Origin of the sequence: Bradyrhizobium sp. LA2.1, assembly GCF_040547725.1 — a bacterium.
GTDB lineage: Bacteria > Pseudomonadota > Alphaproteobacteria > Rhizobiales > Xanthobacteraceae > Bradyrhizobium > Bradyrhizobium barranii.
This window is the reverse complement of sequence record NZ_JBEPQI010000037.1, coordinates 1-25011: the sequence shown is the minus strand read 5'-3', so window position 1 is coordinate 25011 and position 25011 is coordinate 1. Positions and strand designations below refer to the sequence as shown.

The window sequence follows — 25011 nt, the reverse complement described above, 5'->3', positions numbered from 1 at the left end:
CTCTCCGAGTCGCCGGGCGCTCATGCTCGCAGCACCGACGATACGAGCAATTGGGTGTAGGGGTGATGGGGGTCATCGAGGACCTGATCGGCAAGGCCATGCTCGACGATCGTTCCCGACTTCAAAACGTACAGCCGGTCGGCAAGCATGCGCGCGACCCCGAGATCGTGGGTGACGAGCACAACGGCGACGGGAAGATCGTGCACCAGCCTGCGCAGGAGATCGAGAATGCGCGCCTGAACCGAGACATCGAGGCCGCCGGTCGGCTCGTCCATAAGGAGCAGCCGGGGGCGCTTGACCAAGCCGCGGGCGATCTGCAGGCGCTGCTGCATCCCGCCAGAAAACGAGCCGGGAAGATCGTCGATGCGGCAGGGATGGATCTCGACGCACTCAAGCCAATCTTTCGCGATACGGCGCATCTGCGAAAAGTCCCGAAGGCCTGCAACCGCCAGAGTTTCGACGATGTTGGCGCCTGCGCTGATATTCATCCGCAATCCGTCCTGGGGACGCTGATGGATAAAGCCGACATGCGATCGCAGGAGTCCGACGCGTTGCTCTTCCTGGAGCGACCATATTGAACGTAGGCGGCGGTCTTTGCCCTGTATTTCCACGATCCCATCGTCGGGTCGCAGATGGCCGGCCAGGCAGCGGAGCAAAGTCGTCTTTCCCGAGCCGCTTTCACCGACTATGGCAACGATTTCACCCGATGCGATCTCCAGAGAAATGTTGTGGCAGGCGAGTCGCCCGCCGCCAAAGCGTTTCCCTACCGCTTGTGTGCGGAGCACGGAGTGATTTCTGACGGGGCCGGTCATGAACGGTCTCCCGCGGGGACGCCACCTCGCCGGACGATACAGAAGGAAGTATCGGAGCAGACGAAGCTGCTCATCCCTGCATCCTCAGAGACCACATCCAGGTAGCTCTCGTTCGATCCGCAAAGACTGCATCGGCCCTCAAGTTTCCGCGCGACAAAGGGGCGATCATCGAAGGACAGATTTTCGACGGACGTATGTGGCGGAATGGCATAGATGCGCCGCTGACGACCGGCCCCGAACAGCATCAGTGCAGGACTGCGATTTAGTTTGTGATTGTCGAATGCCGGGATCGGCGATGGGGCAGCGAAATACCGACCATTGACGAGCACGGGATGATTTGTTCCGCTACCGGCCTCACCGAATTTCACTATGTCTTCATAGAGCCTGACATAGAGCATTCCGTAGTCTTGAAATGCATGGAGGCGCCTGGTCACGGTCTCCGAGGGTTCGAGCGATCGCATTGGCTCCGGTAGCGGCACCTGAAGCACGATAATCTGGCCATCAGAAAGCGGCTCCTCGGGAATGCGGTGCCGGGTCTGGATAATGGTCGCTTCGCGCGTCGACATCGTCGTGGAGCTCTCGGCGACGCGCGTAAAGAATCTCCGGATGCTGGTGGCGTTGATGGAATCGTCGGCGCCTTGATCTATTACCTTTAGTACATCGGAGTGCCCGATCAGCGCCGCGGTGATCTGCATACCGCCGGTACCCCAACCAGGAGGAAGCGGCATCTCGTGGCCCGCAATCGGGACCTGAAAGCCGGGAATCGATATCGCTTTCAAAATAGCGCGGCGGAGCAGGCGCTTCGTGACTTCATTCAAATAACCAAGGTTGTAGGGGCTTTGCTCATTAAGGCCTGCGTCCGAGGGGATCACTGCGCATCCTCCTCTGGCCGCGCGCCCGCAGCCTGGAGATCCCGCAGGCGCTTCAGTTCTGCCTGATAGCTGACATAGTGCGGCAATTTAAGACTCTGCAGGAGACCGGCGGAGTCGACACCGTCTGCGTTCGACAATACAAACTGCTCGTCCTCGATGGGGTCCCGGACAACCTCACCCAATTCGCGCCCTCTCAACGCCCGATCATTGACGGCCATCGCCATCGCCCGCCTTTCGCTGTACCCGAAGGCAAGCCCGTAACCACGGGTGAAACGAGGTTCAGGGCTTTGCGCGTCCAGCTTCTTGTTGAGAATTTCGCATTCGCTGAGGATCACTCGTCCGATCGTAACGGCAAGGCCCAGCTCAGGGATCGTGAAATCCACCGCCACATCACCGACGCGGATTTCGGTCACAAGCGGAAAGTTCTGTCCGTATCCCTGAAGAGCGGAGTTAGCGAGGCCGGTCAGAAAACCTTCGTCGGCCCTTGCCAATGACTGCAGCCTGGCGTCTCGGTTGGCCGGAGCGATGACCGGATCGCGCGTGATATCGAAAACACAGCCATCTGACTCTGCGGATGGCAGTCTCTCAGCAATCCCATCACGAGCGAGCTGATCGGCGACATGCGGGGCGGTAATGGGACTGCTCTCAGCGCCAGCCGATATCGGAAAGTCAAAGCTACTCGAGTTTTCGTTGAGAAGCCTATGAACGTAATCGTAAGTCGCTCCCAAGAACTGACCGCCGGGGGCCAGCTTCAGAATAGGCGAAATCCGGCGTGCGATCTGCATCGAGCCGGTATCGAGGAGCTCGGAGTAACCCGCTCGCGGCAATGTGGCCCGGAATGTGCGAAGCAGGAAGGCCGCTTCCACCGCGTCCCCCTGTGCTTGCTTGAGTGCCAGGCTCGCCGCATGTCTGTCATAGATAGCGCCCTCGTTCATGGCGCGATCGACGGCCAAGGACAATTGTTCACCGATCTGTTCGACGGATAGTTCGGGGATCGCCGCATCGCCCCTACGCTGGGCGCTGAGAAGCAGCTCCGCATTTTCGAGCGCCTGTTCGCCACCGCGGATTGCTACGAGCATGGGGTACCCCGGCGAACCGAGCGGGGTAGGCCCAAAACGCTTCCGCCATCAACGAAAAGAACGTCGACACCCAGCGGGAATTGCGCGGCATTGGTCTCCCACGAGGACCAGAACCAGGAAGGCAACCCGGACGGTGAAACCGATTTCATCGCTTCGATACCAGGCCCATACAGTGATATCGGCACGCCGCCAACGAGGCTGGGCAACTGGATAAGAAGCGTCGCCGAGCGATTTGGCGCCAATAGTGTCCCTGCACGAAATCGTTCGAGGTCCGGCATTTCGTTCGCATCGCCGATCAGAGCGAAATCGACGTCCATCGGATGAGAACTAATTGAGACCCCCGTTCGCAGCCGGAGGAACTCCTCAATATCCTTGGTTCTGAAGGCCGGATCGAGCCAAGTGGAAACCTCGCCGTCCAGGAGACAAAGCGCGGCAGACAACATACTTTGGCTCATTGGTCGGGGTGCGTGGGATATTGGGGGCATTGCAATGACTTTGCCGGGATGGCTGAAGGCACGCAAAATCACCCTGAAGCTTGCTTGCGCGTGCTGGACCGCATCGGATTTAGTGTCGATCGAAAATTGCGCTGTCGGGTGCGGGAACGTCATTTTGGCTGGCCCGCAATCGACATCGAGAACGTCACTTCGGTCGCACGCGCTTTCGCAGCCTTTGCCGCGGAAAGCCTTCTGGTTGCCTCCTCGGCCGCAAGCACCGCCTCGCGCGCCTGTTCATGCCATGCCGTGCCCTTCGGACATAACATCATCGCGTCGAAGACTGCGGCAATCGCGGCGTGCCGTTTGTCCCGCCTACCAATGCACGCGAAGCCAGCCATTTCATTGCCCAACGCAAGAGAACAGCGCGTGACCGTCATTTCACCGAGATTGAAGGCCATTCCGCTGCCATCTGCACGGGCCCGCAGCATGATCGTCTCGAACTGCGGAGGCCTGATCCAGGTAAAATCCGGCTGGGCCAGGAGAGCCTGCCAGCTATCCGAAAGAGCCGCCGCTGGTGCCGTTGCGAGAACGGACATCCAACGACTGCGATCGGAGAGCAGAGAAGATTGAGACGTCATAGATCCAGATAACGTGCAATGCCTTCGCTGGTCTGCGGGGCTGTTGCAGTCACTACATCATTGCCTCTGCGGTGGTCGTGAACCCTGGATGACGAAAGATGGACAACCTGGTTGGTGACACATGCGCCGGCCCGGTCCTTCCCGTCCGACAGCAAGGCCAATTTACGTATGCCCTCCGGACCACGTGCGACGACTTGAGAGTCACGCGCTTGTTCGTCAAAACGTCATCTGTTTGTCACCGATCTGATACGAGCCTGCAGCCACTCTCGCCCACCGCTGGCTTTCGGTCCGGCAATCAGGAATGAAGAGGCCGCGATGGCAGGACTTGAACTGCGTAACATCAGCAAGAATTTCGAATCCACGAACGTCATTCGGAACCTTTCGTTGGATATCATTTCCGGGGAGTTCCTGACCCTGCTCGGCCCTTCGGGCTGCGGAAAATCGACGCTTATGCGCATCATCGCGGGCCTTGAACTTCAGGATGAAGGGTCAATTGCGATCGGCGGGCGTGCGGTGGACGGATTGCGTCCGAAGCAGCGTGACGTCGCGATGGTATTTCAGTCCTACGCGCTTTATCCCCACATGAGCGTCGCCAAAAATCTCGCCATGCCGCTGCTGATGCGACGCCTGAATGCCTGGCAGCGCATTCCGGTCTTCGGTGAGTTCCTTCCCGGAAGTGCGAGCAGGAAATCGGAAATTGCCGAGGAGGTTGCAAGGGTTGCGAAGTCTATAGGCATCAACCACCTACTGGACCGTAAGCCGAGTCAACTTTCCGGTGGCCAGCGCCAGCGCGTCGCCGTGGGCCGCGCGATGGTGCGCCGTCCGGCGGTGTTCTTGATGGACGAGCCGCTCTCCAACTTGGATGCCAAGCTGCGTGTCCAGATGCGAGCGGAAATCAAGGAACTCCACCAACGGCTGGGCACCACCTTTGTCTATGTCACCCACGATCAGGTGGAGGCGATGACGCTCTCCGATCGGGTGGCGGTCATGCTCGACGGCGAGCTTATCCAGGTCGCTCCTCCACAGGAGATCTACGCCAATCCCCACACTCGGCGGGTGGCAGAATTTGTCGGTTCCCCTAAGATCAATATGATCAAGGCAAACGTGCGCGACGGCAGGCTCGCCGAAATCGGCGGGCAGGTTCTGCCGCTTGAACTTGTCACAGACCAGAGCACGCTGACCATAGGAATTCGTCCGGAAGCCCTTTACCTAGCCAACAGCGGTGATCCGAATTCGATCTCAGCCGCGGTTCGGCTCGTTGAGCACTTGGGATCCGAGCTGTTCCTTCACCTGGATTTGACGGGCGTTCCCGACCCGGTCATCGCCCGCCTACCCGCCGCGAGCAGCCATATTGCACCGGGCAGCAAACTGCATTTGCGGATCAGAACAGAACAGATGCTTCTATTCTCCATGGATGGTCGACGGCTGACGCAGCAGGCCTCGGTGACACCTCTCCGAGAATATGCGTGATGAACTTGATTGAGAGACACCAACCACTGGCGCAGAACGATCAAGCTCCGCTGCTCCATCGATCTAGGGACGCCGTATTGCGTCGCTTGCGCCTTGCGGAGAGCCTCGCCGCCTATGCGCTCGCCGGTCCCGGCCTGGTACTTTTGCTTGCTCTCTTTATCCTGCCGGTCGCGGGCGTGCTGGTCATCGCCTTCACGGATTGGCAATTCGGTTCAGCGACCCTGAATTTCGTCGGCCTCAAGAATTTCGCCGAGGTCTTTGCGGACCCGGGATTTCGCAAAGTGCTCACCAACACGACGATCTATACGCTCATCGTCGTTCCGGGGACCGTTGTTCTCGGCCTCGCCGTCGCGCTGGTGATCCAAAGCGTCGAAACGATGCGTGCCTTCTACCGCGCCGTCCACTTCCTTCCTTACATGGCAACCCTAGCGGCCATGGCGATCACGTGGGAAGCGCTTCTTCACCCGACAATCGGCCTGCTCAATCAGATCCTGACGGCGGCTGGATTGCCGACCGCAAACTGGCTTCGCGACGAGACGACTGTCCTGCCCGTCCTCGCTGTAATCGGCATTTGGCAGAACCTCGGCTTCGCGATGGTGCTCTTCCTCGCCGGCCTTGCGGCCATTCCGCGCGACCTCTACGACGCCGCAGACGTAGACGGAGTCGACATCTGGTTCGACCGACTCCGCCTGATTACCCTGCCAATGCTCGGACCGGTGCTGATGTTCGTCGTCATCGTCGTTGCCCTCCATGCCTTGCAGATTTTTGACACGGTGCAAGTCCTCACCCAGGGCGGCCCCAATCATGCGTCTGACGTACTGCTCTACACGCTCTATCGCGAAAGCTTTCAGTATCTGCGGACAGGATATGGTGCGGCGGTCACCATCGTATTCCTCGTTATCGTCATAGCGCTGACGCTGATCCAAGCCCGGATGATGGATCGAAAGGTGCACTATCAATGAAACGCTTCCGGTTTTCACTCCGCACCGTGAGTCGGCACGGTTTCCTGGCCATCACCACCGCGTTTGTCGTCGCCCCCTTCATCTGGATGGTCAGCTTGTCGTTAAAGCCGCCCGAGGAGATTTTTCAGGGATCATTCTCGCTGCTGCCGCAAAGCTGGCACGCAACGCAGAATTACTCCCGAGCCATGACAGCTTCGCCCCTTCCCCGCTTCATGTTGAATGGTGTTCTGATCTGCACTATCATCCTGGCGCTCCAAATTTTGGTCTGCGCACCAATCGCGTATGCGCTCGCCAAACTCAAATTTCCGGGCCGGCATGTCCTTTTCACCCTAGTGCTCGTCAGTCTGCTCATTCCGAGCCAAGTGCTCGCATTGCCGCTCTTCATCTTGGCCTACCAGCTTGGTCTGCTGAATACCTACGCCGCACTCGTTTTCCCGTTCATCGTCTCCCCATTTGGCATCTTCCTGTTTCGCCAGTTCTTCAACACTATCCCGGACGACATCGTGCATGCGGCCCGGCTCGACGGAATGTCGGAACTCACTATCGTCTGGCGGATCATGCTCCCCATGGCGATACCCGCCCTGATCGCGTTTTCGGTATTTTCAGTCGTCGGACATTGGAACGATCTCTTCTGGCCGCTCATCGCGGTTCGCTCTCAGGAGCTTATGCCTCCTCCGCTCGGCCTTATGGCATTCAGGAATGAAGATACAGGAATAGATTACGGTCCATTGATGGCCGGCAGCACCATCGTGGTCGCTCCGCTGGTGATCGTTTTCGTATTCGCCCAGCGCTGGTTCATCGAGGGTCTGACATCCGGCGGCTTAAAATGACGGCTTGCCGGAAGCTCAAACAAAAAGTCTCATAATTCGTTATATTGGATGATCAGCTCGATCCACCGGGCCGACATTCTGATCTGGGTGAACAGAATCGGCCGGTTAGCGCCATCGATAATGATGTTCTTCACCTTGAGCACCGGCTGGGTACGGGATTGCCGCAGCAACTCGGCATCCGTGCGGGTCGGGTGACTAGTGGTGATCCTCGACTCGTACCGGATGATCTCATCGGTGCCGAGTTGCTTCAGACCTTCGGGTACTGACCCCGTTTCCTCAATTGCCTTGTCAATGCCGTGAAAGCGCGGCAGCGGAAAATAAGCCGAGCTGATCATCGTTGGATTTTCGTCGACCAGCGTCAGCATGTTAACACGCCGCACGTATTGCGACTTCGACAACCGCAGCGCCGCAGAAATCTCTATCGACGGGCGCACCGTCGTGCTCCCTAATATCTCCTCGCGTCCAGCCCGATCCAATCCCTTCAGGATGATAGGCAGAGTCTTCCGGCGCGCCATGGGATGGGAAATCACGCGTTCCCGAACGAAGCTGCCCAAGCCGTGCTCTATGCGGATTAGCCCCTTTTCCTCAAGCAGATCGAGCGCCCGCCGTACCGTGTTGCGGTGGACGTTGAAACGTCGGGCAAGTTCCTCCTCCTTGGCCAGGCGCTCTCCCGGAAAAAGTCGCCGCTGACGTATATCCCTCTCGATGGCAAGACTGACTTCCTGCCATAGATGCAAGGAACCCTTGCGACGTAGCGCCCTATCGTCGCCTTCTTCTGGCTCGATCTCCATTGGTATTATCTCGAGGTGTCCTTATCTACAGGACGGTAAAGATGGAAGGCACAGTTATGAGTCACAGACTCTTCCACTTTTCTTTACGGCGTGGTTGCTGTACCATCCGCGCGCGGTACGGCTTTACGCTGGCGCGGCGATCTTGGCGGTGAGGAGATAAGCAGGAAGGTCGGATATCGTTCGGAGTGGCTGTTGAACGTCTAGCGCAAAGACGGTCCAACGGGGACCGTCGCCGACATTAGCAGACGGCTCCTCTTCGCGGAAGTGCCCATTTGGCAGTCGGCGCCGTATGGGCCCCGCCAACCTTGCGTCAGTTGACACCGATCACGCCCGTATCGTCAAGGAGCACTCAGTAGGAGCTCTACGACGGCCTTGTTCTTTGGTTCCGCCGTCGCTTCTCGGGCTAAGTCCAACACCGAATCCTTGAGGCCGCCATTCGCGATTTCGCTCAGAAGGCCGCCTGGGATTTCGTCAAATTCATGAGGGTGGAGGCTCAGACAAAACTCGTCAACGCCCTGGGAGATATTCCAGCGAACGATCTTGCCGTGAAGACGCCGCTATTCTCCGCGGTGAATGCGATTGGTCACCAGCTCCCATTTCCGCCCGCTTGGCCAGGCGTCCCCGGCGAAAATGCGATCATGATTACCGATCCAATCCTGGATCATGTTCAATCTGTCGTGACATTGCGATCGATGACATGGTCCGCGATGCTCGCGCCCCACTGCAGCATGCTTGCCATCCCAAGTACCTGATTGCGCTAAGACTGAAGGCGAGCCGTACTCGCCTTTCTGGACTTTCCGGATTAACCGGCATTGCGGATGGCAACCAGCCAGGAGCGTGAACTATTCATAGCGCTCGGCCGCAACTGCGCATTGTCGGCAAATCCAGCCAGCCTGAAACCGTGATGGTGGAGATGGGCCTCCATCTCGAGCGGCAGCATGAATCGATGCTCGCTCTTCTCGACCTCAATCACCTCGTCACCCACCGACCAGGTTCTTTCGAGGCGGAACAGGGAATTCAGCAAATCGATCGTTATCTCGGCCTCCCCCCGATACGAATTGCCGTCGAGTTCGACATGAATCGACCAGTTGCGTCCACCAGCTGCACCAGAGATGAGGGCGCAGGCATTCATTCCCTCGATAACGAGGACGGCGCCCTTTTCTGTGTGCTCCGCGAGGACCTGCATCGTCCTGTTGACGTCCTCGTTCGTCCTTGCATGAGTGAAGACGCCGCCAAGCATGACCACCGCATCGAAACGACGCCCAAGGTGCAGATCGCGCATATCTCCGATCACAATGGTCGCATCCGGATTTCTCTGGCGGGCAGCTTCTACCATTACCGGCAGGGCGTCTATGCCCCACCGCTCAACATCGGGACCAGCGAAACGGGCAAGCGCTAAACCGGTGCCACATCCGATATCCAGGATCGAACTCGGAGGCCTGGCCGCAAACCGATGCACCAGCCGGAAACAGTCCTCGGCCCATTCAGCCGCTTGGGGGTAAGCCCGCTCATACCATTCCCCACTTTGGTAGATGAAACGCATCGGCACGATGCCGCCCAAGCCTGCGGCTTTATCATTTTGATGCATAGGTCATTCCTTGGATCGCATTAAAGAAGGACGTCAATCTCCATAGGCATCTTTTCAGTCGGACTTGCCGACTAGCCTCTCAAGAAAGCAACGCATATCCCCAGGCGGATTGTAGAAGACGGGAGAAATTAGTAGCCGTGCATCAGGACGCGCTGCTCGCGCGGCTTCAAGAACCGCGGCCTCGAAGTTCTCTGCGTGAATAACTGACGGCATTCCTTTGCCTATTTCGACCAACGTCCGCTCTATGACGTCCCCGCCATCGTCGAAGAGTACGATGCCGTTCGCCTTTCTTAGAAGCGCCTCGCAAAACAATCGCAAGTCAGCTTTCTCCAGCGCGCTGCTGACCCGTCTTTCCCCGCCAACTGATTGGACTGCGCCTCCGGAAACGACAATCAGCGAATGATCAGGAAACGTTTCCAACCCTTTCAAGGCCTTGCGAGGGTTCATCCCGATCGTGTCATCATATATCTCGACGCCGTCTACCGCGCCGAGAAATTGACATCGTTGCGGCAGGCCCCGGAAGCTGACCAGCTCGTCGCGCATTGCATTGCGGTTCACTCCAAGTTCGATCGCTACTGCCGCAGCAGCCAGAGCATTCGGAATATGATGGCTCGGCATTCTCAATTCCGAAATGCCGCAAATTCTATCGTATCCTGCTCTCGACCGGTGCGTAATGTAGCCGTCCGCAACCACAACCCCATTAGTAATGTTGTCCAGCGGGCTAAAATAGATTTCACGCGCCTGCCCAACCCCGCGGAAATGTCCGCGCACTTCAGGATCATCGAAATTAAGCACGGCCAGGTCACCACACTCCTGAAAGCGCAGCAGATTCTGTTTGGCACCTCTATAGGCTTCAAAAGAACCATGCCAGTCCTGATGATCCGGAAAAAGGTTGGTGACGATCCCGATTGAAGGACCGGTCGTGACGTAGTTCAGGTGATGGCTGGTCAATTCGAGCACCGACCACGACATATCGTTGCGTGACGCGACCGCTTCCAGCATCGCCTTTCCCGGTCCGGACGGTGTGAGGCGATAATCCGTCGAACCAATGACGTCCATCCCCGCATTCCGCAGGATTGCCGTCAGCAGATATGTCGTCGTCGTCTTCCCAGCCGAGCCTGTCACTCCGACCGTCCGACCGAGCGTATCGCGCAAAATGGTATCCGCGAGATTGGAGAGTATGAGGCTCTTGCTCCGGGCATGATCGATGATGAGGTCACGCGGCGACGTCGAAAGGGAAACGAAAAGCGCTCTTGCATCTTCAATTTCGGCGATCTCGGTTCGAGATCGAAAATCGACATTCCCGCCATCAGCACACCAGGCGTCCCGCACTCGTCCCGGTTCATCGTTTTCGATATCAAGAACGGTTACGCGCCTGGCGCGGTGGGAAAGATACCGTGCCAGAGCCACTGCGTCCTCATTCACACCGTCGATCAAGACATGCAAGTGTTCAATCGAAGCACCGCTCTCGCGATCAAGATTCGAGATACGCATAATAGCCCATCCACTCCGCAAACTTTAACTCTGACTCACGACTAAACACGCATCAGTTGTCAGTCAACCACGAGGCCGACCCCGGTTCGCACCTCCTCCGCCTTTGGAGCGTGAGCTGTGACTCCGGCGACATCAGATCCGCTGTCGATTTGTAGCTGCTCCAGATGAGGCGTCACAGCTCATGCGTGGTGCACACAACGTTACCAAAAGTGCGACGACGAACGCGTTCCCCGCTAGGAAATGCGCGATGGGCTGGCCACACAACCAGCCCTCCGCCTTGATTGGAGGAGCCGGGGGCTCGATGCGCAGAACCATGTTGCTCTCCGATGCTATTACCAAACGTTGCGCGGCTTCATGGGCAATCTCCGTATGAGCGAGCTCCGTTCTCGCTCAGAAACGGGGCAGCGGAGCCACGAAGGAGAGTGTCGCTCGTCTTGCACGTCTGGTGCACTCAGCACTCCACTCAGCATTGGTTCATCGGAACAGCAATGGCTGTGCCAGCGCTGTTCTCGCTCTTAACCGCCTGATTATACGTCGAAACGCGGCGCCCCGACACTGGTGGCTGGTGTCGTGAACGTGACAGGATTTGTGCCGCCGTCAGAAACCGGACGAGGAGCGCTCGCGTCGCGCCGGCAGAACAGCGTGGCGTGGCCTTGCAAGGCACCGAACGGAACTTACTGATTTCTCTCCAAGTCAGACGGTGTCGATGCAGATCGGAGTCGAAAGAGCCCAGACCGTCAACCAGTGGCGCATGTTCGTAGTCAGTGACGATGAAATCGTTCGTGGGATATTGCTGCTTGCGCTGCAATGACGAGATCCGTCAGTCGGGGACCGGAAGGGGCCGACGATAAGGGACTACTGGTTGACAACCGGAGTCGGTCTTATGCGCGTTTTTAATTACTCATTCGGCCGCGCTTGGCGGACATGCGGTTGATCCATTGTTGTTGCCGCAGTCGTGGGAGCGCCGATAGACCCTATGCGCCGATGAGCCCAGCCCTTCCATATCGACGCTGAAGACCGGGTGCATAGCAGTGCGTTCCGCAACCAGCGACATGCCATGTCCCGTTCTGATCGATCGACTGCAGCGGCAAACTGGTCCCGCTCATTGCGCCCCTCGCTCCCGTCGATGCTGACGGCAATGCCGAAAATGGCGTCGCCAGCCGGCGCGACAGACAACGTCTCGTCGTACCAACAGGAAGGATTGGGAGCAGTTCAAGACATGAGTTGACCTCAAGCAGCACGAGCTCGCTTGGAGGCGTCATAGTGCGGGGGAAAGTCAATAGCGTTGGCCTGGCATCCACCCGGACTCATTTGAGAGCGCGTGTACGCAGCGTACCGGTCGTCAGCCAGTTACGGCTTTAGCCGCTCACCGAATGTTTCCTTCAATGGCTGATATCCGAAATGCTTAAGCGGGCATGGAGGATGAACTGCGAGGTCCTGGCTCAATCCAAAAGCGAGATGCAGCATGCCCCAGTCAACTACCAACGTTAGCAATTGATCTAATGGGATAAGCCGGTCAATTGTTGGCTGACGAGCGTCCGGCTGGTTAAACGTCACAAGGGGTGCGGCATGCAACCTCCACCACGATTTGTATTCGCTGATAGCCGCGATCGATGCGCTGACTCGTCGCCTGCAGAAGCGTTGTACGCTAGGTCGGCTCCAACCGCGACCTTTCCTTCCTCATGGAAGCGCATGATCAGCTGGCCCGCGCAATCACTGAGCGTGCAAGTGGCCAATTGCTCCGGTGCGCGCATGGGATAAAACACCGATGATGCCGTCAACGCATTGCTGCTGAGTGCTGGTGGCACGACAGTGTCGCGCACAGCCTTTGGCCCCCATGGGGATCCGACTCTGTTAGTCGAGGCCATGCGGTACGGATCATTGTCACAAACTCGACAGTCAACTCGGGAGGAGCGCACTTGTTGGCGCAACGGATATCTTTGCTTTCAGATTCAGGAACTGCGGCCGCTCGTGAGGCAGCCACGCTAGCCATCGCGGCCGGCCGTCAGATTGTCGATCTGGCGGCCGGCGAAGTCTTCATCGAGCCACCATCATCGGTACGCGAAGGAGCCATTGCCGCGATCAATGCCGGAAGGAACCGCTATACAGATTCCATCGGCCTTCCGCCACTTCGCAAGGCTGTCGCCAAAAAGGTGTCTGCGGAAACAGGCACTGACTGGAGGGCGGACGATATAGTCATCACTGCCGGCGCAAAGCAGGGCCTGCTCGACGCCGTCTTGGCCGTGCTCGATCCGGGGGATGAAGTCATTATCATTCGCCCCTGCTGGCCGACATTCCCGTCCCAGGTTCTTCTCGCTGGCGCAAAGCCTGTGTTCGTTGAGGCCCGCCCTCCGACATATATCCCCGACATCACCAGAATCCGCGCTGCAGTCACACCGCACACGAAGGCCATTATCATCAACTCACCGAACAATCCTACCGGCGCAGTTTACGATCGAACGATCCTTCAGGCCATCGGTGATCTCGCGATCAACTACCAGTTCTGGATCGTCTCCGACGAATGCTACTCCAGCTTCGTATTCACCGGTGGGCGCCATGAGTCGATCGTCACGGCACATCCAAGTGTGCGTTCACGGACGATCGTAGTCAACGCCTTCTCCAAGGAGTTGGCGATCACCGGGTGGCGCCTGGGCTATTTCGCAGCCCCGCCGGAAATCATCTCCGCGGCCAAGAAGCTGCAAAGCCATACGACTTCCAATGCCAACGTGATCGCGCAGCACGCGATCCTGCACCACCTTCAAGTCGGTGACGGCAGCTTCGAACGCGTGATGCATCAACGCTTGTCTGACGCTCGCAGCGTAGGCCTTCGCATCCTGTCTAGTCTCCACGACGTAATCCCGCCGCGAGGAGCCGGCTCATTCTTCTTCTATCTCGATCTGAGCAGACTTGTCGCGGATCTGCCGGTTAGAAGTCCCGTTGGATCTGCTGACGATATTGTACGACTGCTCCTAGACGAAGCTGATGTGGCATGCGTTGCCGGCGCTATCTTTGGTGACGTGAACGGCCTGCGTCTCTCCTTCGGTGCCCCGCCAGACCTGATGGAGGTGGGGCTGAGACGGGTAGTGGAGACCCTGAACAACCTGAAGACCAGACAAACAGCGGCCTGACCCTCACCAGGATATCTTGAAATGCGGATTACAGCGACACCTTCTGGTTCGGGACCGATAGCGAAGATCTGCGCCTGGCGGGAGAGTGCGTATTGCCGATGGGCCGTGCGCTTCGCCTCCACAACGTCTCATTCGCTGACAGCAGGAGCGACGTGATGATCGGGTATCTCCGTGACTATGCAAATGCGATCACGGCCCTCGCCTATCTGTTTGCCGTCACCGGGCTGTTCTTGGCCATCAATGCCAAGATAGAACTCGGCGTTGCGGCAATGCTCTGGACCTGGTTTCTGGATCATTGGGACGGACTTGTTGCGCGCAAGACAAGCCATCGTCGCCGTCCAGGTGTGCCTGAATTCGGCAGAAGCTTCGATGGCTTTGCCGACTTCATCCATGGTGTCTTGTTCCCGGCGACTATTATCATGCTTGTTGGTCAAGGTTCGATACTTTCGCTGTTCGTCAGTGTACTCTTGGTTTTGTCGGGTGCGATTAGGCTGAGCTATTTCGAAAACGTCGGACTAACTGCCGACGCTCGTTTCATCGGGATACCGGTTTCGTATGACACTCCATCACTTGCCGTGATGTTGCTGCTTCGACCGCTAATGTCCGAAGGGACGTTCGAGACGACACTGGCCGTACTGTTTACCGCCCTTGCCCTCCTCCACGTATCCACTTTCGTGAAGGTTCCGGCGATCCGAGGCGCCGGCGTCCCGATTGCCACCGTCGCAGCGATTGCGGGGTCGTTAGCACTAATAACCATTACTCGGAAGTAGGCGAGCCGAACCAGTCTAGGGGGTCTCTAATGAACAATGCGCTTGCAGCAGTACCTGCTGTGAAAACCTCAATTCAGAGCCAGATTGGCGAACACCTCAAGAACCCGATTGCACTCAGGCTGAATCCGCCGCCGCCAGTACCATGTGTCTTTGATCCAGTCGTCAGCACCGCAACAACTAATATTTTGGCAAGGGGTGCTCTTAGCGAGATTATCGGACACCATCGTTGGTGCGGAACCGAAGCCGACCGGCGAGCCGGTGCTGAATTGTGCGCGTCCCGCCTGGGCTATCGAGCTGACGACGAGCGTATCGTCCTAACAAGCAGCACACAGAGTACTCTGAACATGCTCATTCCCGGCCTGGTCGGTGCAGGCGGGGTGCTGGCCGTCGATGAGCTAACCTATCCACCGATTAAGGGATTTGCAGAACGTTACAGTGTAGTGCTGGCGCCGGTCCGGCTGGATGACGACGGCATGATTCCAGATGCGCTTCGGAAGGCGTGTCAGATGCATCGTCCGAAAGCACTATACCCTCTTTCGACACTTCAAAACCCGACCACCGTCACCATGTCCCTGGAAAGACGCAAAGAAATCGTCGCGATCGCCAGAGAGTTCGGCGTCTCCATCATCGAGGACGACATCTACAGCCTTATTCCTCGAAATGCGCCACCACCGCTTTCTGCCCTTGCCCCAGAGATCTCGTGGTATCTGCTCGGCTTGGCCAAGAGCGTTGCACCGGGAATGAAGGTGGCCTATGTCGTTGCGCCGTCAAAGGAGGCCGCGGCGAACCTATTCTGGCCGGGAGTCCGGGCGACCTTCTGGATGACCGCGCCCCTTAGCGCCGCACTCGCTACAGAATTGATTGAGACTGCGTCAATCGGACAGATTCTCGATGCAGTTCGTAGCGCAACCGCCGCGCGGCACACTTTGGTCCATCAATACCTCAGAAATATCGATCACCGACTTGGGGATGGAGGGCTCCACGTCTGGATGCCAACGCCGCCTAGCGTGACGAGTGCCGATCTAACCACGAGGCTTGCGCAAGCTGGCGTGCTCGTTTCGACTAGCGATGGATTCGCGATCGGTGAAGGGGGGGTGCCACGAGCGATTCGGTTCGGCCTCGGCAACCCATCAGACGATTCAACGCTCGAAAGTGCACTTACGATCATCGCGGCAGAGTACGACAGGTATCCGCTAGCCAAGGCGTAGCGCCAGGGAGACAACCACATGTCCATAGAAGGCACGACAACGAGCCAACCTACGTCGGGCCAGATGCACAAGCCCTGGGAGGATTTTGATGGTCTCGGCCACTTTTATCAGTGTCGCCCGCAGTACCCGCCGCGCATTGCAGAACAATTGAGGTCTGTGCTCCGTGATTCCAGGGGTGGTCGCATCATCGAGGTCGGCGCCGGGACCGGTCTATTCACGCGAAGCCTTGCTGCAGTGTTTGGCACTAGCTTTCAGATCTTCGCTGTAGAGCCGAATGAAGATATGCGGCGGCACGCGGAGTCTCAAAGGCTAGCCGGCATGCCAGTGCACTATGTGAGTGGGGTCGCCGAAAATTTGCAAGCGCCCGACGGTGCCGCTCAATTGGTGACGGCTGCTAGCGCAGTACATCGCTTCAATTGCCCGGCGTTTTATCGAGAGGCCCAACGTGTCCTGGCGCCCGGGGGCGTCCTCGCGATCGTTCAATATGAGCCGTACGACAAGGGCAGTGCCTTCGTGGATAGCTTTCTCTCGGTCATCGAGGCCGCACTCCCCGGTTACAAGCGGCATCGGCATTCCAGACCTGACGGCGGCTACTCAGAGGTTGATATTGCGGTCGAGTTAGGAGCCGAAGCCGATCTGAAAGACGTCAGGCGAGAAACATTCGTGTTTACCGAGCTGATCAATCGCGAACGGTTCGAGCATCGTGCGCTGTCGTTTACGATCGTGCAGAAGGCAATCAAACGTGAGGGGGATGATGCTATTCGTTCAGCGCTCGGTAGCCTCTTCGAGCAGTACCGTAACAGCAACGGGCTCGTTGAGATGCCTTACGAGGCCGAAATCATCACAGCACGTCGTTCCTAGATTGTCAGGGCGTTCCCTCCTAAGATGGTGGACATCAGAATGCGGTGGGTATTGAGCGGCTCAACAATGACCAATAGAATTGGATGAAAGTCCGCTCCGAACGCCGCGACGAGCCCTGAGCCCCAAGCTCGCATGGCTTGGTCATAAGGACCAGGTTGATGCCGGCAAAACATGCCCGCCCGTGGGGCAAGGGATATAAGAAAGACTTCGATGATGCCGACGCAAGGCGAAGCCATGCACCGCCCGAAGATGAAGTTCGTCGAAACCGCGAGCAACTGGATCTGCAGGCGCCGCATCAGGCGCGCGAGTGGCTGATGTCGCAACACACCGATCATCAACCAGATTCGCGCATTTCGAACTGGAGCGCCGGATCGCTTGCGATACCTGATCTCAAAAACGGCCTGGTCGGGATTGCCGTTGCTGGCTCGGATTTCGATGTGATGGAGCCCTTTGGCGGCGATCTCGCGATCGTGTGATCTCTAGCTGCGGCAAATTGGTTGACGCATGTCCTGATCCGGGAAGTGGTGGCCGACCAACTCTTGATTTCCGATTTAGATGCATCCAAAGACTAAAGCGACTACTGGAGTCTTGGAGGGCTGTTTCCTATCGGAGGATTGAATCGCTCTGGTCGAAACGCGCCAAGCGCCTCGCATGATGTTTCGTTTGCAATTTCCGTGGTGAGCAGTAGCGGAATATATGGGGCAAGTGTGACGCCTGAGGGCGTAACGGCAATGAATATCCGCTCTTGACCAGGCAGTCGCCCGACGATCGGGTAGCCATCCTTGGGAACCGGACGAGTGCCTTTCTGCGCGGTGATGGACTCCCCAACGGAGGGGTCTTTGAGCTCGCCCCTTACTAAGGATACATTCTCTCTGACAGCCTTGACCGCTACATCTGAGTCGCGGAGGCCCACGGGATCGTAGGCATTGCCGACGATGAGAGAAGAAGGCCCGTTTGCCCGGAAATGAATATGGTTGGCAAAGACAACGTGTTCGATCGGCGGGCCGAAATACTGTATTAGCGTAAGCACATCACGCAATTCATCAACCAATGGCTCACACGCGAGATCGTCGAGCAGGGAGTTGATTCCGACGCCGCTAGCCAGCACGACTGCATCGACAAGGTAGCAAGTACGATTGGTCCAGACCACGACGCCTTGCTTGAGGGGCTCAATCCTAGTACATTTTTCACGGACACGATGGGCGAGCCCGGTAGCAACAGCAGCGTCGATCGTGCGCTTTGTGAAGTGTACAGAATCGAGCCATCCCTCTTGCGGAGCGCGCAAAATCACTTCGGGACATCCCACGATGCTCAGATTGGGCTCAAGGTTCAATGCATCATTTCGTGACAGATACTCTACGGTTCTTCCTAGCCCCTCGGCCATACTGCCTGCCTGAAGCAGTTTTTTATTTTGGATGGAGTCGGTTGACCAACGTAATGTTCCCGTTGCTCTAATCGTGTCCACCAGACCAATCTGCCGTGCAAGTTCCACGTGGTAGTCAAGGGCTTCGGAGCTGAACTGCATGTAGCCCGACGTAGCCCCAGCGAAGAAGTTTAGGCACGCGAAACTTGATCCGGTCGCACCAGAGCCAGCGGCGGCGCCATCAAACAACAATACCGTCATTTCGTTGCCGGCAAAATGAAGTGCGAGCGACGCGCCCATAATTCCAGCTCCGACAACAGCAACCAACATTAATTCTCCCCTCACGCCGCCAAGCGCTTGTTGGAGGCGAAGCTATTGTTGAAAAGGCGTTCCGCCACGATTGAGAACGCTCGCTCTACTGTATCTCGATGCACTGGACGGTCGGATCGCTTCCCAGAGGGTCGTCAAGTGAGACGGAGAAAATAATGATACCTGCCAATTCGGCGGGAGCTGCGTAAGCGCTCTTGGTCCAGTATGATGCTTGGTGCGGCCAGATGTGGATGGCTTGGGCATGCATTTGATGGTTAACTCCATCAAGGGTGAGCGCGAGCTTTCCCATGGAGAATGATTATCGCTCGCGAATGGTTTTCAGGATCCTGTTTCCGGGACCATAGAGCTGGCCCCGGTTGTTTGGACAGCGCCCCGCGGGATTTAAGTGGATTCCTGCCGGGTTATGCTGAACGCGGGGCCTTACGATTTTGTCGTTGCCTCGGGAGGGCGTAGCCCGACCAGAGCGACGACAAAATCGTCGGCGACGGTCATGCGGCCATCACCATAGCTTGCGTGCCGAAGTAAGCCTCGTCGGGCGTGCGCCCGTCAAGGCTCGAGTGAGGGCGTCCCTGATTGTAGAAGGCCAGATACTTGGCAATTGACGCTCGCGCCTCGGACACGCTGTCGTAGGCGCGGAGATAAACTTCTTCGTATTTGACCGTGCGCCAGAGCCGCTCGACAAACACGTTGTCGCGCCAGGCGCCCTTGCCGTCCATGCTGATGGCGATCTTCGCGTCCAGCAGCACATCGGTGAACTCGAGGCTGGTGAACTGGCTGCCCTGGTCCGTGTTGAAAATCTCGGGCCTGCCGTGCTTCGCCAACGCCTCCTGGACCGCTTCGACGCAGAAGGCGGCCTCCATTGTGATCGAGACGCGATGGGCCAGGACCCGTCGGCTGAACACATCGACGACCGCCGCGAGATAGACGAAGCCACGCCGCATCGGAATGTAGGTGATGTCCATTGCCCACGCCTGGTCGGGCCGCTCGATCTTCAATCCGCGCAACAGGTACGGGTAGATCTTGTGACCCGGTGCCGGCTTGCTCGTGTTCGGGCGACGATAGACCGCCTCGATCCCCATGCGCTTCATCAGCGTCGCGATGTGGCGGCGACCGGCGTATACGCCCTCCCGCCGCAGCAACGATCGCAGCATACGCGCTCCCGCGAAGGGATAATCGAGATGCAGCTCATCGAGCCGACGCATCAAGGCAAGGTCCTCGGCCGAAACTGGCCGAGGTTCATAGTAGACCGTGCTGCGAGCCAGCTTCAGGACCTTCGCCTGGCGCACGATAGAAAGATCATGACCGCGGTCGATCATCGCTTTGCGCTCAGCAGGCCCGCCTTGGTGAGCGCGCCGGACAAAAAATCGTTTTCCAACGCCAGCTCGCCGATCTTGGCATGTAACGCCTTCAAATCGACCGGCGTCTCGGCCGATGCCTTGTCATGCCCAAACACGCCGGCGGCGCCTTCCAGGAGCTGGTTTTTCCAGATCGTGATCTGGTTCGGATGAACATCAAACAGTTGCGCCAGCTCCGCCAGCGTCTTGTCGCCTTTGACCGCAGCCAAAGCAACCTTCGCCTTGAATGCCGGAGAATGCGTCCGGCGGCTCTTCTTCGTCATCTTCGCTCCTGATTCGCGGCAAGAATCCTCGCCGCTGTCAGGCAGAAAATCCACTCAAGCTACTGTCCGAATTTGCCGAGCCAGCTCTCCATCATCGATCCAGCGCCCGCGATAACGGCATCCTTCACTGCCGGCGCCCGGCCTGAGACGTCATCAGTCGGCCACGGAATGGTGCTCGTCAAGAAGCGAGTTTATCCCCGGAAAACGTCTATCACCGAGCGCGACGCGGGCAGCGCGACGTTGATCGCACTTGGGTGTCGGCTGGTGCGCATTCTTGAAGTGCGCGAAATTGCAATCTGCATCAATGGACACAGGCGGAGCGGCGGCATGGCCAAGATAGCAGGCAATTGATCGGCCAAACGCCCAGCGGTCTTTGAAATTTGCGTGCTTGTCGATCGCGCCGGAGAGTCCATCGTGCGCTTCTAGGAGGAAGGGAAGGTTGCGGGTGGAACAGACCTGAGCGCGCTGCATTTCTGAAGGCGACGAGCCCGCGCGTCGATCAGGGCCGCTGGCGAGATCAGATTGTGGTTGTTGTTGCATGCCGAACACCCTTCAGGTGACGTTTGATTGGTCCGCCGCTCCATCAACCAATCAGTGACATGCGTCTTTGATCCATATCAATTCCTAACATTGGTAGTTGACCGAGACGCACATAGCATCTCGCTATAGCGTCGCTAAGCTCAACGGCTGATCCGACTCGGAGTTTCTCAAAAATGGCCTTTCCGTTACTGGACACAGACCTCGCGTGGCTGACCAACTACGAGCGACGCGGCGCGCGGTCAGTAGCTTGTGCGTTTCGCCACGGCTAAGGAAAACATCGATCTGCGTAACGGGCCATCGCACCGATGGCCTCACTGCTCCACCGGTTATCGACGGAGTCATGGTTGGCGACGCCTTCCTCGCTTATCTCGAACAGCTGCTCGCACCAACGCTGGCCAGAAGGTCTTGTGATCATAACGTGCGTCTGGCCTTTTGCTGCGGCTGTCACATGCCGCCGGCCCGTATGGGGAGTTCGCGGGGCGGATCCACTTCAACCTCGCGTGCTCGAGGCGCGTATCCATGATCTAATGTTCCTGATCCACATCTCGCTTGACGGTTGCGCTAACCTCTACAGTTGACTTTCTTACACTCTCATTGTCCGTGTCGCGGAAGTGCGTCGCCGCAGCCGGAGCTCGATAAGTTCCGCCTCTCGCCATCAATGCCTAAGCGCTGCGTGCCATGTTGTGGCGGGGGCGACGATCACCAGCATGAGCGGTTTACGGGCAAGCATGCGCGCAAGCCATGTGATCTGCTGTCGAGCCTTTGCGCATCGTCCAGCGCACCGCCGCACTCGCGCCGATTGGCGCAGGGCTCGTTTGCCATGCGGGATGGTACGCCTACGACGAAGGCCGCCTGATTGACGCGTGCGCGCGGGCACGGCGAGCTATATGTGATGGTGTTGGGTGAAGTCAGGCGGCTTGCTGATCGTCGGATTTGCCGGCTTGGCGCAGAAGCTTCCATTCCCAGGGCAGCAGTTCGTGCAGCCGCGATGCAGAAAGATCGGCGATACGGGCGAGGACGTCGGCAAGCCAGGCCTTTGGATCGACGTCATTGAGACGACACGTCGTGATCATCGTCAGCATGATGGCGGCACGGTCGGCCCCACGCTGGCTGCCAGCGAAGGTCCAGTTGCGCCGTCCCAAGGCGATGCCTCTCAAAGCGCGTTCAGCGCAATTGTTGGTCAAGCAGATCCTGCCGTCGTCGAGGAAGCGGGCGAAGCCCGCCCAGCGCCTGAGCATATAGTTGATCGGCTTCAGGACCTCGGACGAGCGCGAGAGAGTGTCTCGCTCGCGCAGCAGCCAGGCGTGCATGTCGTCGAGAAGCGGCTTGCTCTGTTCCTGGCGCACGGCGCCTCGCTCGTCGGCGCTGCAGCCATTAATGGCGCGCTCGATCTCGAACAACGCGTCCACCCGCCTGACCGCCTCCAGTGCGATCGGGGAGACCGGTTTGCCCTTCTTGCCTTCCCGAGCATTTTTCTCGATGTCAGCCAGCTCGAAGAAGCCTCGCCGTGCATGGGCAAAGCAATACGCCGGCGTAATTGGCAGTGTCTTCTTCTGCGGATCGAACAACGGCTCGAAGCCGTTGTAGCAATCGGCTTGCAGGATGCCGGCGAAGACCGCCAGATGCTTCTGAGGATGCTCGCCTCGTCGGTCGCTCGAGGCGTAATAGACCGCAGCCGGCGGCGCGGGCCCGGCGAAGGGCCGGTCATCCCGCACATATGTCCAGATCCGCCCTGTCGTGCACTTGCCCTTCGCCAGGATACGGATGGTGGTGTCGTCGCCATGTAGGCGCTCGGCCGCAAGCACATGACGCTCGATCAAGTGGAAGAGCGGCATGACGGCAAAGGTCCCGTGGCCGATCTGGTCAGCCAGTGTCGATAGCGGCAAATCGATCCTCTCGGCCTTAAAGCGCACGCTCTGGCGGTTGAGCGGGATATGCATGCCGAACTTGTCGAACAGAATCGCCGCCAACAATTGTGGACCGATGAAGCCACGCGGTGTGGCATGGAACGGCGCTGGCGGCTGGCTGATCTTCTCGCAATCCCGGCAGGTGAACTTCTCGCGCACCGTCTCGATGACCTTGAAGCGGCGCGGGATCTCTTCCAGGGTCTTGGTCACATCCTCGCCGACCTTCGCCAGCCGCGATCCACCGCAGCAGGCGCAGGTCGTTGGAGCTTCAACAACGACGCGCTCGTGCTCGATATCGTCGGGCCAAGGCTTGCGCACCGGCCGCTTACGCGCGAAGGGACGGACGTTCTGCGTCTTCGCTGCCGCCGCCTGTGCGGCGAGCTCATCCTCGCTCGCCGTGGTGATGAGTTCCTCGAGCTCCAACTCCAACTGCTCGAGCAGCCGTGCCGAGCGCTCGGATCGCTGCCCGTGTAGTTCGCGTTTGAGCTTCTCAATTCGCAGCTCAAGATGCGCGATCAGCGCCTCATTGTCCGACAGCTCCGCCAGCGCACTGGCTGCCACCGCCTCGGCATGCAGCCGGGCCTCGCGCTCGGCCTGCAGCGCTGCCAGGGCACTGACAAGATCCGACGGAAGGTCGTCCGGCTTCGATATCATGAAGCCATTGAATCAGATCAAGCCGCAGATTCAAACCAAAAATGGCTATCCGACCCGCGTCGGACGCTGGGGTTCTTGCGGGTTGCGCCAATCGATTCCGGACAACAGATAGCTCATCTGCGCCGGCGAGATCGTCACAGCTTCACCCCCAACGGATGGCCATATAAACCTTCCTCTCTCCAGTCTCTTGGTGAACAGGCATGCCCCCTGGCCATCGTGCCAGATCACCTTCACAAGATCGCTGCGGCGACCTCGGAAGACGAACAAATGGCCGCTGAGCGGATCCTTGCGTAGCACCTCCTGCACCTGCAGTGCCAACGACGGAAAGCCTCGTCGCATGTCTGTGTAGCCTGTCACGAGCCACACTCGCGCGCCCGTCGGAACCGGGATCATCGGCGCACCAAAGCATCGAGAACACGACGCAGCGCGTCTCCATCAACGTCGCCGTCGACCCGAATGCGGGGTCCGGTGCCAAGATCAATCTCGATGATGCCATCGCTCTTGCGTCGCCGCGCCGTCGTCGTCAACGGCGCTTCGGCCAGCTCCCGCGGCGGCACAGACAACCCAATCTCGACCGGCACGAACGGCGCTATACTCGCTTCAGCGTGCTTGCAAAGCTCCTTGCGCCACCTGAACAGCTGGCTCACATGAAGCCCGGCCACGCGAGCCACCTCGGAAACACTGGCTCCGGGCTCGAGCGATGCTGCAACAAGTCGTTCCTTCTCGTCCTGCGACCACCGGCGCCGCCGTTCGACCGATGTGATTACCTCCGCCCTCGAAATCGTCATAGCGCTTCTCCTAGGATTACCCCTAGGACCTGCAGCGATCCCGCTCATCAAGCAAGGCGGCCCTCAATGGAGGGATACGCGGGATGTCTCGCCGAGGTTCTGCTTTCCGCCCGTGGAGCACTGCAGCGGCGTGAGCCCCATCCCAGGCCGCAAAGTCGCGTTCCCTCCTGATGGCCTGAACCCCGGGCGCGCCAGGCACGAGCGCCGTCGCCGTGATCGACCCGATTAGATCGTCATCAGCCGCTTCGCTTCGGCACCCTCCTGCGCGCGCCGGGCGAGCTCACGGTCGAACAGCGCCACCTCTCTCTTCGAGCGATCGCAACTGCTCCGCGAGCAAGCAGGATCGGTCGAGCCAGCGCCGTCGTTGTCATGGTCCTCACTCGCCGACACGAGTTTGTCAAGATGGGGCCACGCGCCGCGACCATCTCGGATTCGGCCAGATCGCTGTGGATCGCGTTGATGGTCTGGGTACGTAGAAGTACCAGAAGGTCGCGGGCGCGAAACACAACGGCCACATCATTATTCTGCTTCACGAAAGGCTGTTGGCAGTCTGGCGCCATGAGTCGCACCTCATGCCCCAGCCTCGCGATCTCGCGGTCCCAGTAATCGCTGCTGGCGCAGGCCTCGATGGCGACCATGCAAGCGGGCTGCCCGGCAAGAATTTTGAGTACTTCTTCCCGGCGCAGCTTCTTGCAGAAAAGCATTGCTTCTGATGCATCGGCGCCGGGCATCTCGAACACGTTTTTCGCCGAATCCAATCCCATTATGCTGACGTCGATCTAGTACCCACTTTTCTTGGAACGTGAGTCGTGATTCAAGATATGGATGATCCCTGAAGCAAGAGAAGTCCGCCTTTCGCGGAAAGATCGCACGG

General features: G+C 58.4%; 23 protein-coding genes. 8 read left to right on the top strand and 15 right to left on the bottom strand.

The window, feature by feature from the left end:
* Positions 1–20 precede the first annotated feature (20 nt).
* From ABIB95_RS42720 to phnG, 5 genes are read right to left on the bottom strand one after another with little or no spacing between them, the layout of a single operon-like run.
* Positions 21–812: an ATP-binding cassette domain-containing protein gene (locus ABIB95_RS42720; protein WP_354248686.1), complete on the bottom strand. Its 792-nt coding sequence runs from the start codon at positions 810–812 to the stop codon at positions 21–23.
* On the bottom strand, positions 809–1684 hold the full coding sequence (locus ABIB95_RS42715; protein ID WP_354248685.1) for an alpha-D-ribose 1-methylphosphonate 5-phosphate C-P-lyase PhnJ: 876 nt from the start codon (positions 1682–1684) through the stop codon (positions 809–811). Before ABIB95_RS42715 ends, ABIB95_RS42720 begins: the two co-directional genes overlap by 4 nt.
* Entirely contained in the window at positions 1681–2763 is a 1083-nt protein-coding gene (locus tag ABIB95_RS42710) for a carbon-phosphorus lyase complex subunit (protein ID WP_354248684.1), read from the bottom strand. The genes ABIB95_RS42715 and ABIB95_RS42710 overlap by 4 nt, the downstream gene beginning before the upstream one ends.
* The gene (gene phnH, locus ABIB95_RS42705; protein WP_354248683.1) at positions 2754–3371 is read right to left on the bottom strand and encodes a phosphonate C-P lyase system protein PhnH; all 618 of its coding nucleotides are present in this window, start codon (positions 3369–3371) and stop codon (positions 2754–2756) included. The genes ABIB95_RS42710 and phnH overlap by 10 nt, the downstream gene beginning before the upstream one ends.
* Positions 3368–3835, bottom strand: a complete 468-nt coding sequence (gene phnG, locus ABIB95_RS42700; RefSeq protein ID WP_354248682.1) for a phosphonate C-P lyase system protein PhnG — start codon at positions 3833–3835, stop codon at positions 3368–3370. The genes phnH and phnG overlap by 4 nt, the downstream gene beginning before the upstream one ends.
* Before the next feature lie 315 nt (positions 3836–4150).
* Here phnG and ABIB95_RS42695 point away from each other — a divergent pair, with 315 nt between their 5' ends.
* From ABIB95_RS42695 to ABIB95_RS42685, 3 genes are read left to right on the top strand one after another with little or no spacing between them, the layout of a single operon-like run.
* Positions 4151–5305, top strand: a complete 1155-nt coding sequence (locus tag ABIB95_RS42695) for an ABC transporter ATP-binding protein (protein WP_354248681.1) — start codon at positions 4151–4153, stop codon at positions 5303–5305.
* Positions 5305–6267, top strand: a complete 963-nt coding sequence (locus tag ABIB95_RS42690) for a carbohydrate ABC transporter permease (protein ID WP_354248680.1) — start codon at positions 5305–5307, stop codon at positions 6265–6267. Before ABIB95_RS42695 ends, ABIB95_RS42690 begins: the two co-directional genes overlap by 1 nt.
* Entirely contained in the window at positions 6264–7097 is an 834-nt protein-coding gene (locus tag ABIB95_RS42685; protein ID WP_354248679.1) for a carbohydrate ABC transporter permease, read from the top strand. Before ABIB95_RS42690 ends, ABIB95_RS42685 begins: the two co-directional genes overlap by 4 nt.
* 29 nt (positions 7098–7126) lie before the next feature.
* On the opposite strand, the gene ABIB95_RS42680 is transcribed toward ABIB95_RS42685, so the two are convergent.
* From ABIB95_RS42680 to ABIB95_RS42670, 3 genes are all read right to left on the bottom strand, one after another.
* Positions 7127–7888, bottom strand: coding sequence for a GntR family transcriptional regulator (locus ABIB95_RS42680; protein WP_354248678.1), 762 nt, complete (start codon positions 7886–7888; stop codon positions 7127–7129).
* A gap of 802 nt (positions 7889–8690) precedes the next feature.
* A complete protein-coding gene (locus tag ABIB95_RS42675) occupies positions 8691–9476 on the bottom strand; it encodes a class I SAM-dependent methyltransferase (RefSeq protein WP_354248677.1) in 786 nt (261 codons plus the stop codon).
* A 54-nt stretch (positions 9477–9530) separates the two neighbouring features.
* The gene (locus ABIB95_RS42670; protein ID WP_354248676.1) at positions 9531–10970 is read right to left on the bottom strand and encodes a Mur ligase family protein; all 1440 of its coding nucleotides are present in this window, start codon (positions 10968–10970) and stop codon (positions 9531–9533) included.
* Positions 10971–12889: 1919 nt separating this feature from the next.
* On the opposite strand from ABIB95_RS42670, the gene ABIB95_RS42665 reads away from it, so the two are divergent.
* From ABIB95_RS42665 to ABIB95_RS47435, 5 genes are all read left to right on the top strand, one after another.
* On the top strand, positions 12890–14098 hold the full coding sequence (locus ABIB95_RS42665) for a pyridoxal phosphate-dependent aminotransferase (protein ID WP_354248675.1): 1209 nt from the start codon (positions 12890–12892) through the stop codon (positions 14096–14098).
* A 155-nt stretch (positions 14099–14253) separates the two neighbouring features.
* Positions 14254–14868: a CDP-alcohol phosphatidyltransferase family protein gene (locus ABIB95_RS42660; protein ID WP_354248674.1), complete on the top strand. Its 615-nt coding sequence runs from the start codon at positions 14254–14256 to the stop codon at positions 14866–14868.
* Between the two features lie 29 nt (positions 14869–14897).
* Complete coding sequence (locus ABIB95_RS42655; RefSeq protein ID WP_354248673.1) at positions 14898–16076, top strand: aminotransferase-like domain-containing protein; 1179 nt, start codon at positions 14898–14900, stop codon at positions 16074–16076.
* 18 nt (positions 16077–16094) lie between these two features.
* The gene (locus ABIB95_RS42650) at positions 16095–16937 is read left to right on the top strand and encodes a class I SAM-dependent methyltransferase (protein ID WP_354248672.1); all 843 of its coding nucleotides are present in this window, start codon (positions 16095–16097) and stop codon (positions 16935–16937) included.
* Positions 16938–17095: 158 nt separating this feature from the next.
* A complete protein-coding gene (locus ABIB95_RS47435) occupies positions 17096–17413 on the top strand; it encodes a hypothetical protein (protein WP_502917931.1) in 318 nt (105 codons plus the stop codon).
* A gap of 101 nt (positions 17414–17514) precedes the next feature.
* Here ABIB95_RS47435 and ABIB95_RS42640 read toward each other — a convergent pair whose 3' ends face one another.
* From ABIB95_RS42640 to ABIB95_RS42610, 7 genes are all read right to left on the bottom strand, one after another.
* Positions 17515–18630, bottom strand: a complete 1116-nt coding sequence (locus ABIB95_RS42640; RefSeq protein WP_354248671.1) for an NAD(P)/FAD-dependent oxidoreductase — start codon at positions 18628–18630, stop codon at positions 17515–17517.
* Positions 18631–19118: 488 nt separating this feature from the next.
* Positions 19119–20248 (bottom strand): IS3-like element ISRj2 family transposase gene (locus ABIB95_RS42635; RefSeq protein ID WP_354248670.1). Its coding sequence is split into 2 segments (ribosomal slippage): positions 19119–19996 and positions 19996–20248, totalling 1131 coding nucleotides; the frame shifts between segments, so codons are not numbered across the junction.
* A gap of 153 nt (positions 20249–20401) precedes the next feature.
* Positions 20402–20788, bottom strand: a complete 387-nt coding sequence (locus ABIB95_RS42630) for a hypothetical protein (RefSeq protein ID WP_354248669.1) — start codon at positions 20786–20788, stop codon at positions 20402–20404.
* 908 nt (positions 20789–21696) lie between these two features.
* The gene (gene tnpC, locus ABIB95_RS42625; RefSeq protein WP_354248668.1) at positions 21697–23349 is read right to left on the bottom strand and encodes an IS66 family transposase; all 1653 of its coding nucleotides are present in this window, start codon (positions 23347–23349) and stop codon (positions 21697–21699) included.
* A gap of 45 nt (positions 23350–23394) precedes the next feature.
* Positions 23395–23742: an IS66 family insertion sequence element accessory protein TnpB gene (tnpB, locus tag ABIB95_RS42620; protein ID WP_354248667.1), complete on the bottom strand. Its 348-nt coding sequence runs from the start codon at positions 23740–23742 to the stop codon at positions 23395–23397.
* On the bottom strand, positions 23739–24137 hold the full coding sequence (gene tnpA, locus ABIB95_RS42615) for an IS66-like element accessory protein TnpA (protein WP_354248666.1): 399 nt from the start codon (positions 24135–24137) through the stop codon (positions 23739–23741). Before tnpA ends, tnpB begins: the two co-directional genes overlap by 4 nt.
* A 236-nt stretch (positions 24138–24373) precedes the next feature.
* Entirely contained in the window at positions 24374–24877 is a 504-nt protein-coding gene (locus ABIB95_RS42610) for a hypothetical protein (protein ID WP_354248665.1), read from the bottom strand.
* Between the last annotated feature and the right edge of the window lie 134 nt (positions 24878–25011).

Excerpts from the sequence above, each read along its gene's own strand:
- ABIB95_RS42690 (WP_354248680.1), top strand. The coding sequence starts at position 5,305 with ATGAACTTGATTGAGAGACACCAACCACTGGCGCAGAACGATCAAGCT.
- ABIB95_RS42675 (WP_354248677.1), bottom strand. The coding sequence starts at position 9,476 with ATGCATCAAAATGATAAAGCCGCAGGCTTGGGCGGCATCGTGCCGATG.
- ABIB95_RS42670 (WP_354248676.1), bottom strand. The coding sequence starts at position 10,970 with ATGCGTATCTCGAATCTTGATCGCGAGAGCGGTGCTTCGATTGAACAC.
- ABIB95_RS47435 (WP_502917931.1), top strand. The coding sequence starts at position 17,096 with ATGCCGGCAAAACATGCCCGCCCGTGGGGCAAGGGATATAAGAAAGAC.
- ABIB95_RS42655 (WP_354248673.1), top strand. The coding sequence starts at position 14,898 with ATGAACAATGCGCTTGCAGCAGTACCTGCTGTGAAAACCTCAATTCAG.
- tnpA (WP_354248666.1), bottom strand. The coding sequence starts at position 24,137 with ATGACGATTTCGAGGGCGGAGGTAATCACATCGGTCGAACGGCGGCGC.
- ABIB95_RS42685 (WP_354248679.1), top strand. The coding sequence starts at position 6,264 with ATGAAACGCTTCCGGTTTTCACTCCGCACCGTGAGTCGGCACGGTTTC.
- phnH (WP_354248683.1), bottom strand. The coding sequence starts at position 3,371 with ATGACGTTCCCGCACCCGACAGCGCAATTTTCGATCGACACTAAATCC.
- tnpC (WP_354248668.1), bottom strand. The coding sequence starts at position 23,349 with ATGATATCGAAGCCGGACGACCTTCCGTCGGATCTTGTCAGTGCCCTG.
- ABIB95_RS42680 (WP_354248678.1), bottom strand. The coding sequence starts at position 7,888 with ATGGAGATCGAGCCAGAAGAAGGCGACGATAGGGCGCTACGTCGCAAG.
- tnpB (WP_354248667.1), bottom strand. The coding sequence starts at position 23,742 with ATGATCCCGGTTCCGACGGGCGCGCGAGTGTGGCTCGTGACAGGCTAC.
- phnG (WP_354248682.1), bottom strand. The coding sequence starts at position 3,835 with ATGACGTCTCAATCTTCTCTGCTCTCCGATCGCAGTCGTTGGATGTCC.
- ABIB95_RS42650 (WP_354248672.1), top strand. The coding sequence starts at position 16,095 with ATGTCCATAGAAGGCACGACAACGAGCCAACCTACGTCGGGCCAGATG.
- ABIB95_RS42640 (WP_354248671.1), bottom strand. The coding sequence starts at position 18,630 with ATGTTGGTTGCTGTTGTCGGAGCTGGAATTATGGGCGCGTCGCTCGCA.
- ABIB95_RS42720 (WP_354248686.1), bottom strand. The coding sequence starts at position 812 with ATGACCGGCCCCGTCAGAAATCACTCCGTGCTCCGCACACAAGCGGTA.
- ABIB95_RS42710 (WP_354248684.1), bottom strand. The coding sequence starts at position 2,763 with ATGCTCGTAGCAATCCGCGGTGGCGAACAGGCGCTCGAAAATGCGGAG.
- ABIB95_RS42695 (WP_354248681.1), top strand. The coding sequence starts at position 4,151 with ATGGCAGGACTTGAACTGCGTAACATCAGCAAGAATTTCGAATCCACG.
- ABIB95_RS42660 (WP_354248674.1), top strand. The coding sequence starts at position 14,254 with ATGATCGGGTATCTCCGTGACTATGCAAATGCGATCACGGCCCTCGCC.
- ABIB95_RS42630 (WP_354248669.1), bottom strand. The coding sequence starts at position 20,788 with ATGCAACAACAACCACAATCTGATCTCGCCAGCGGCCCTGATCGACGC.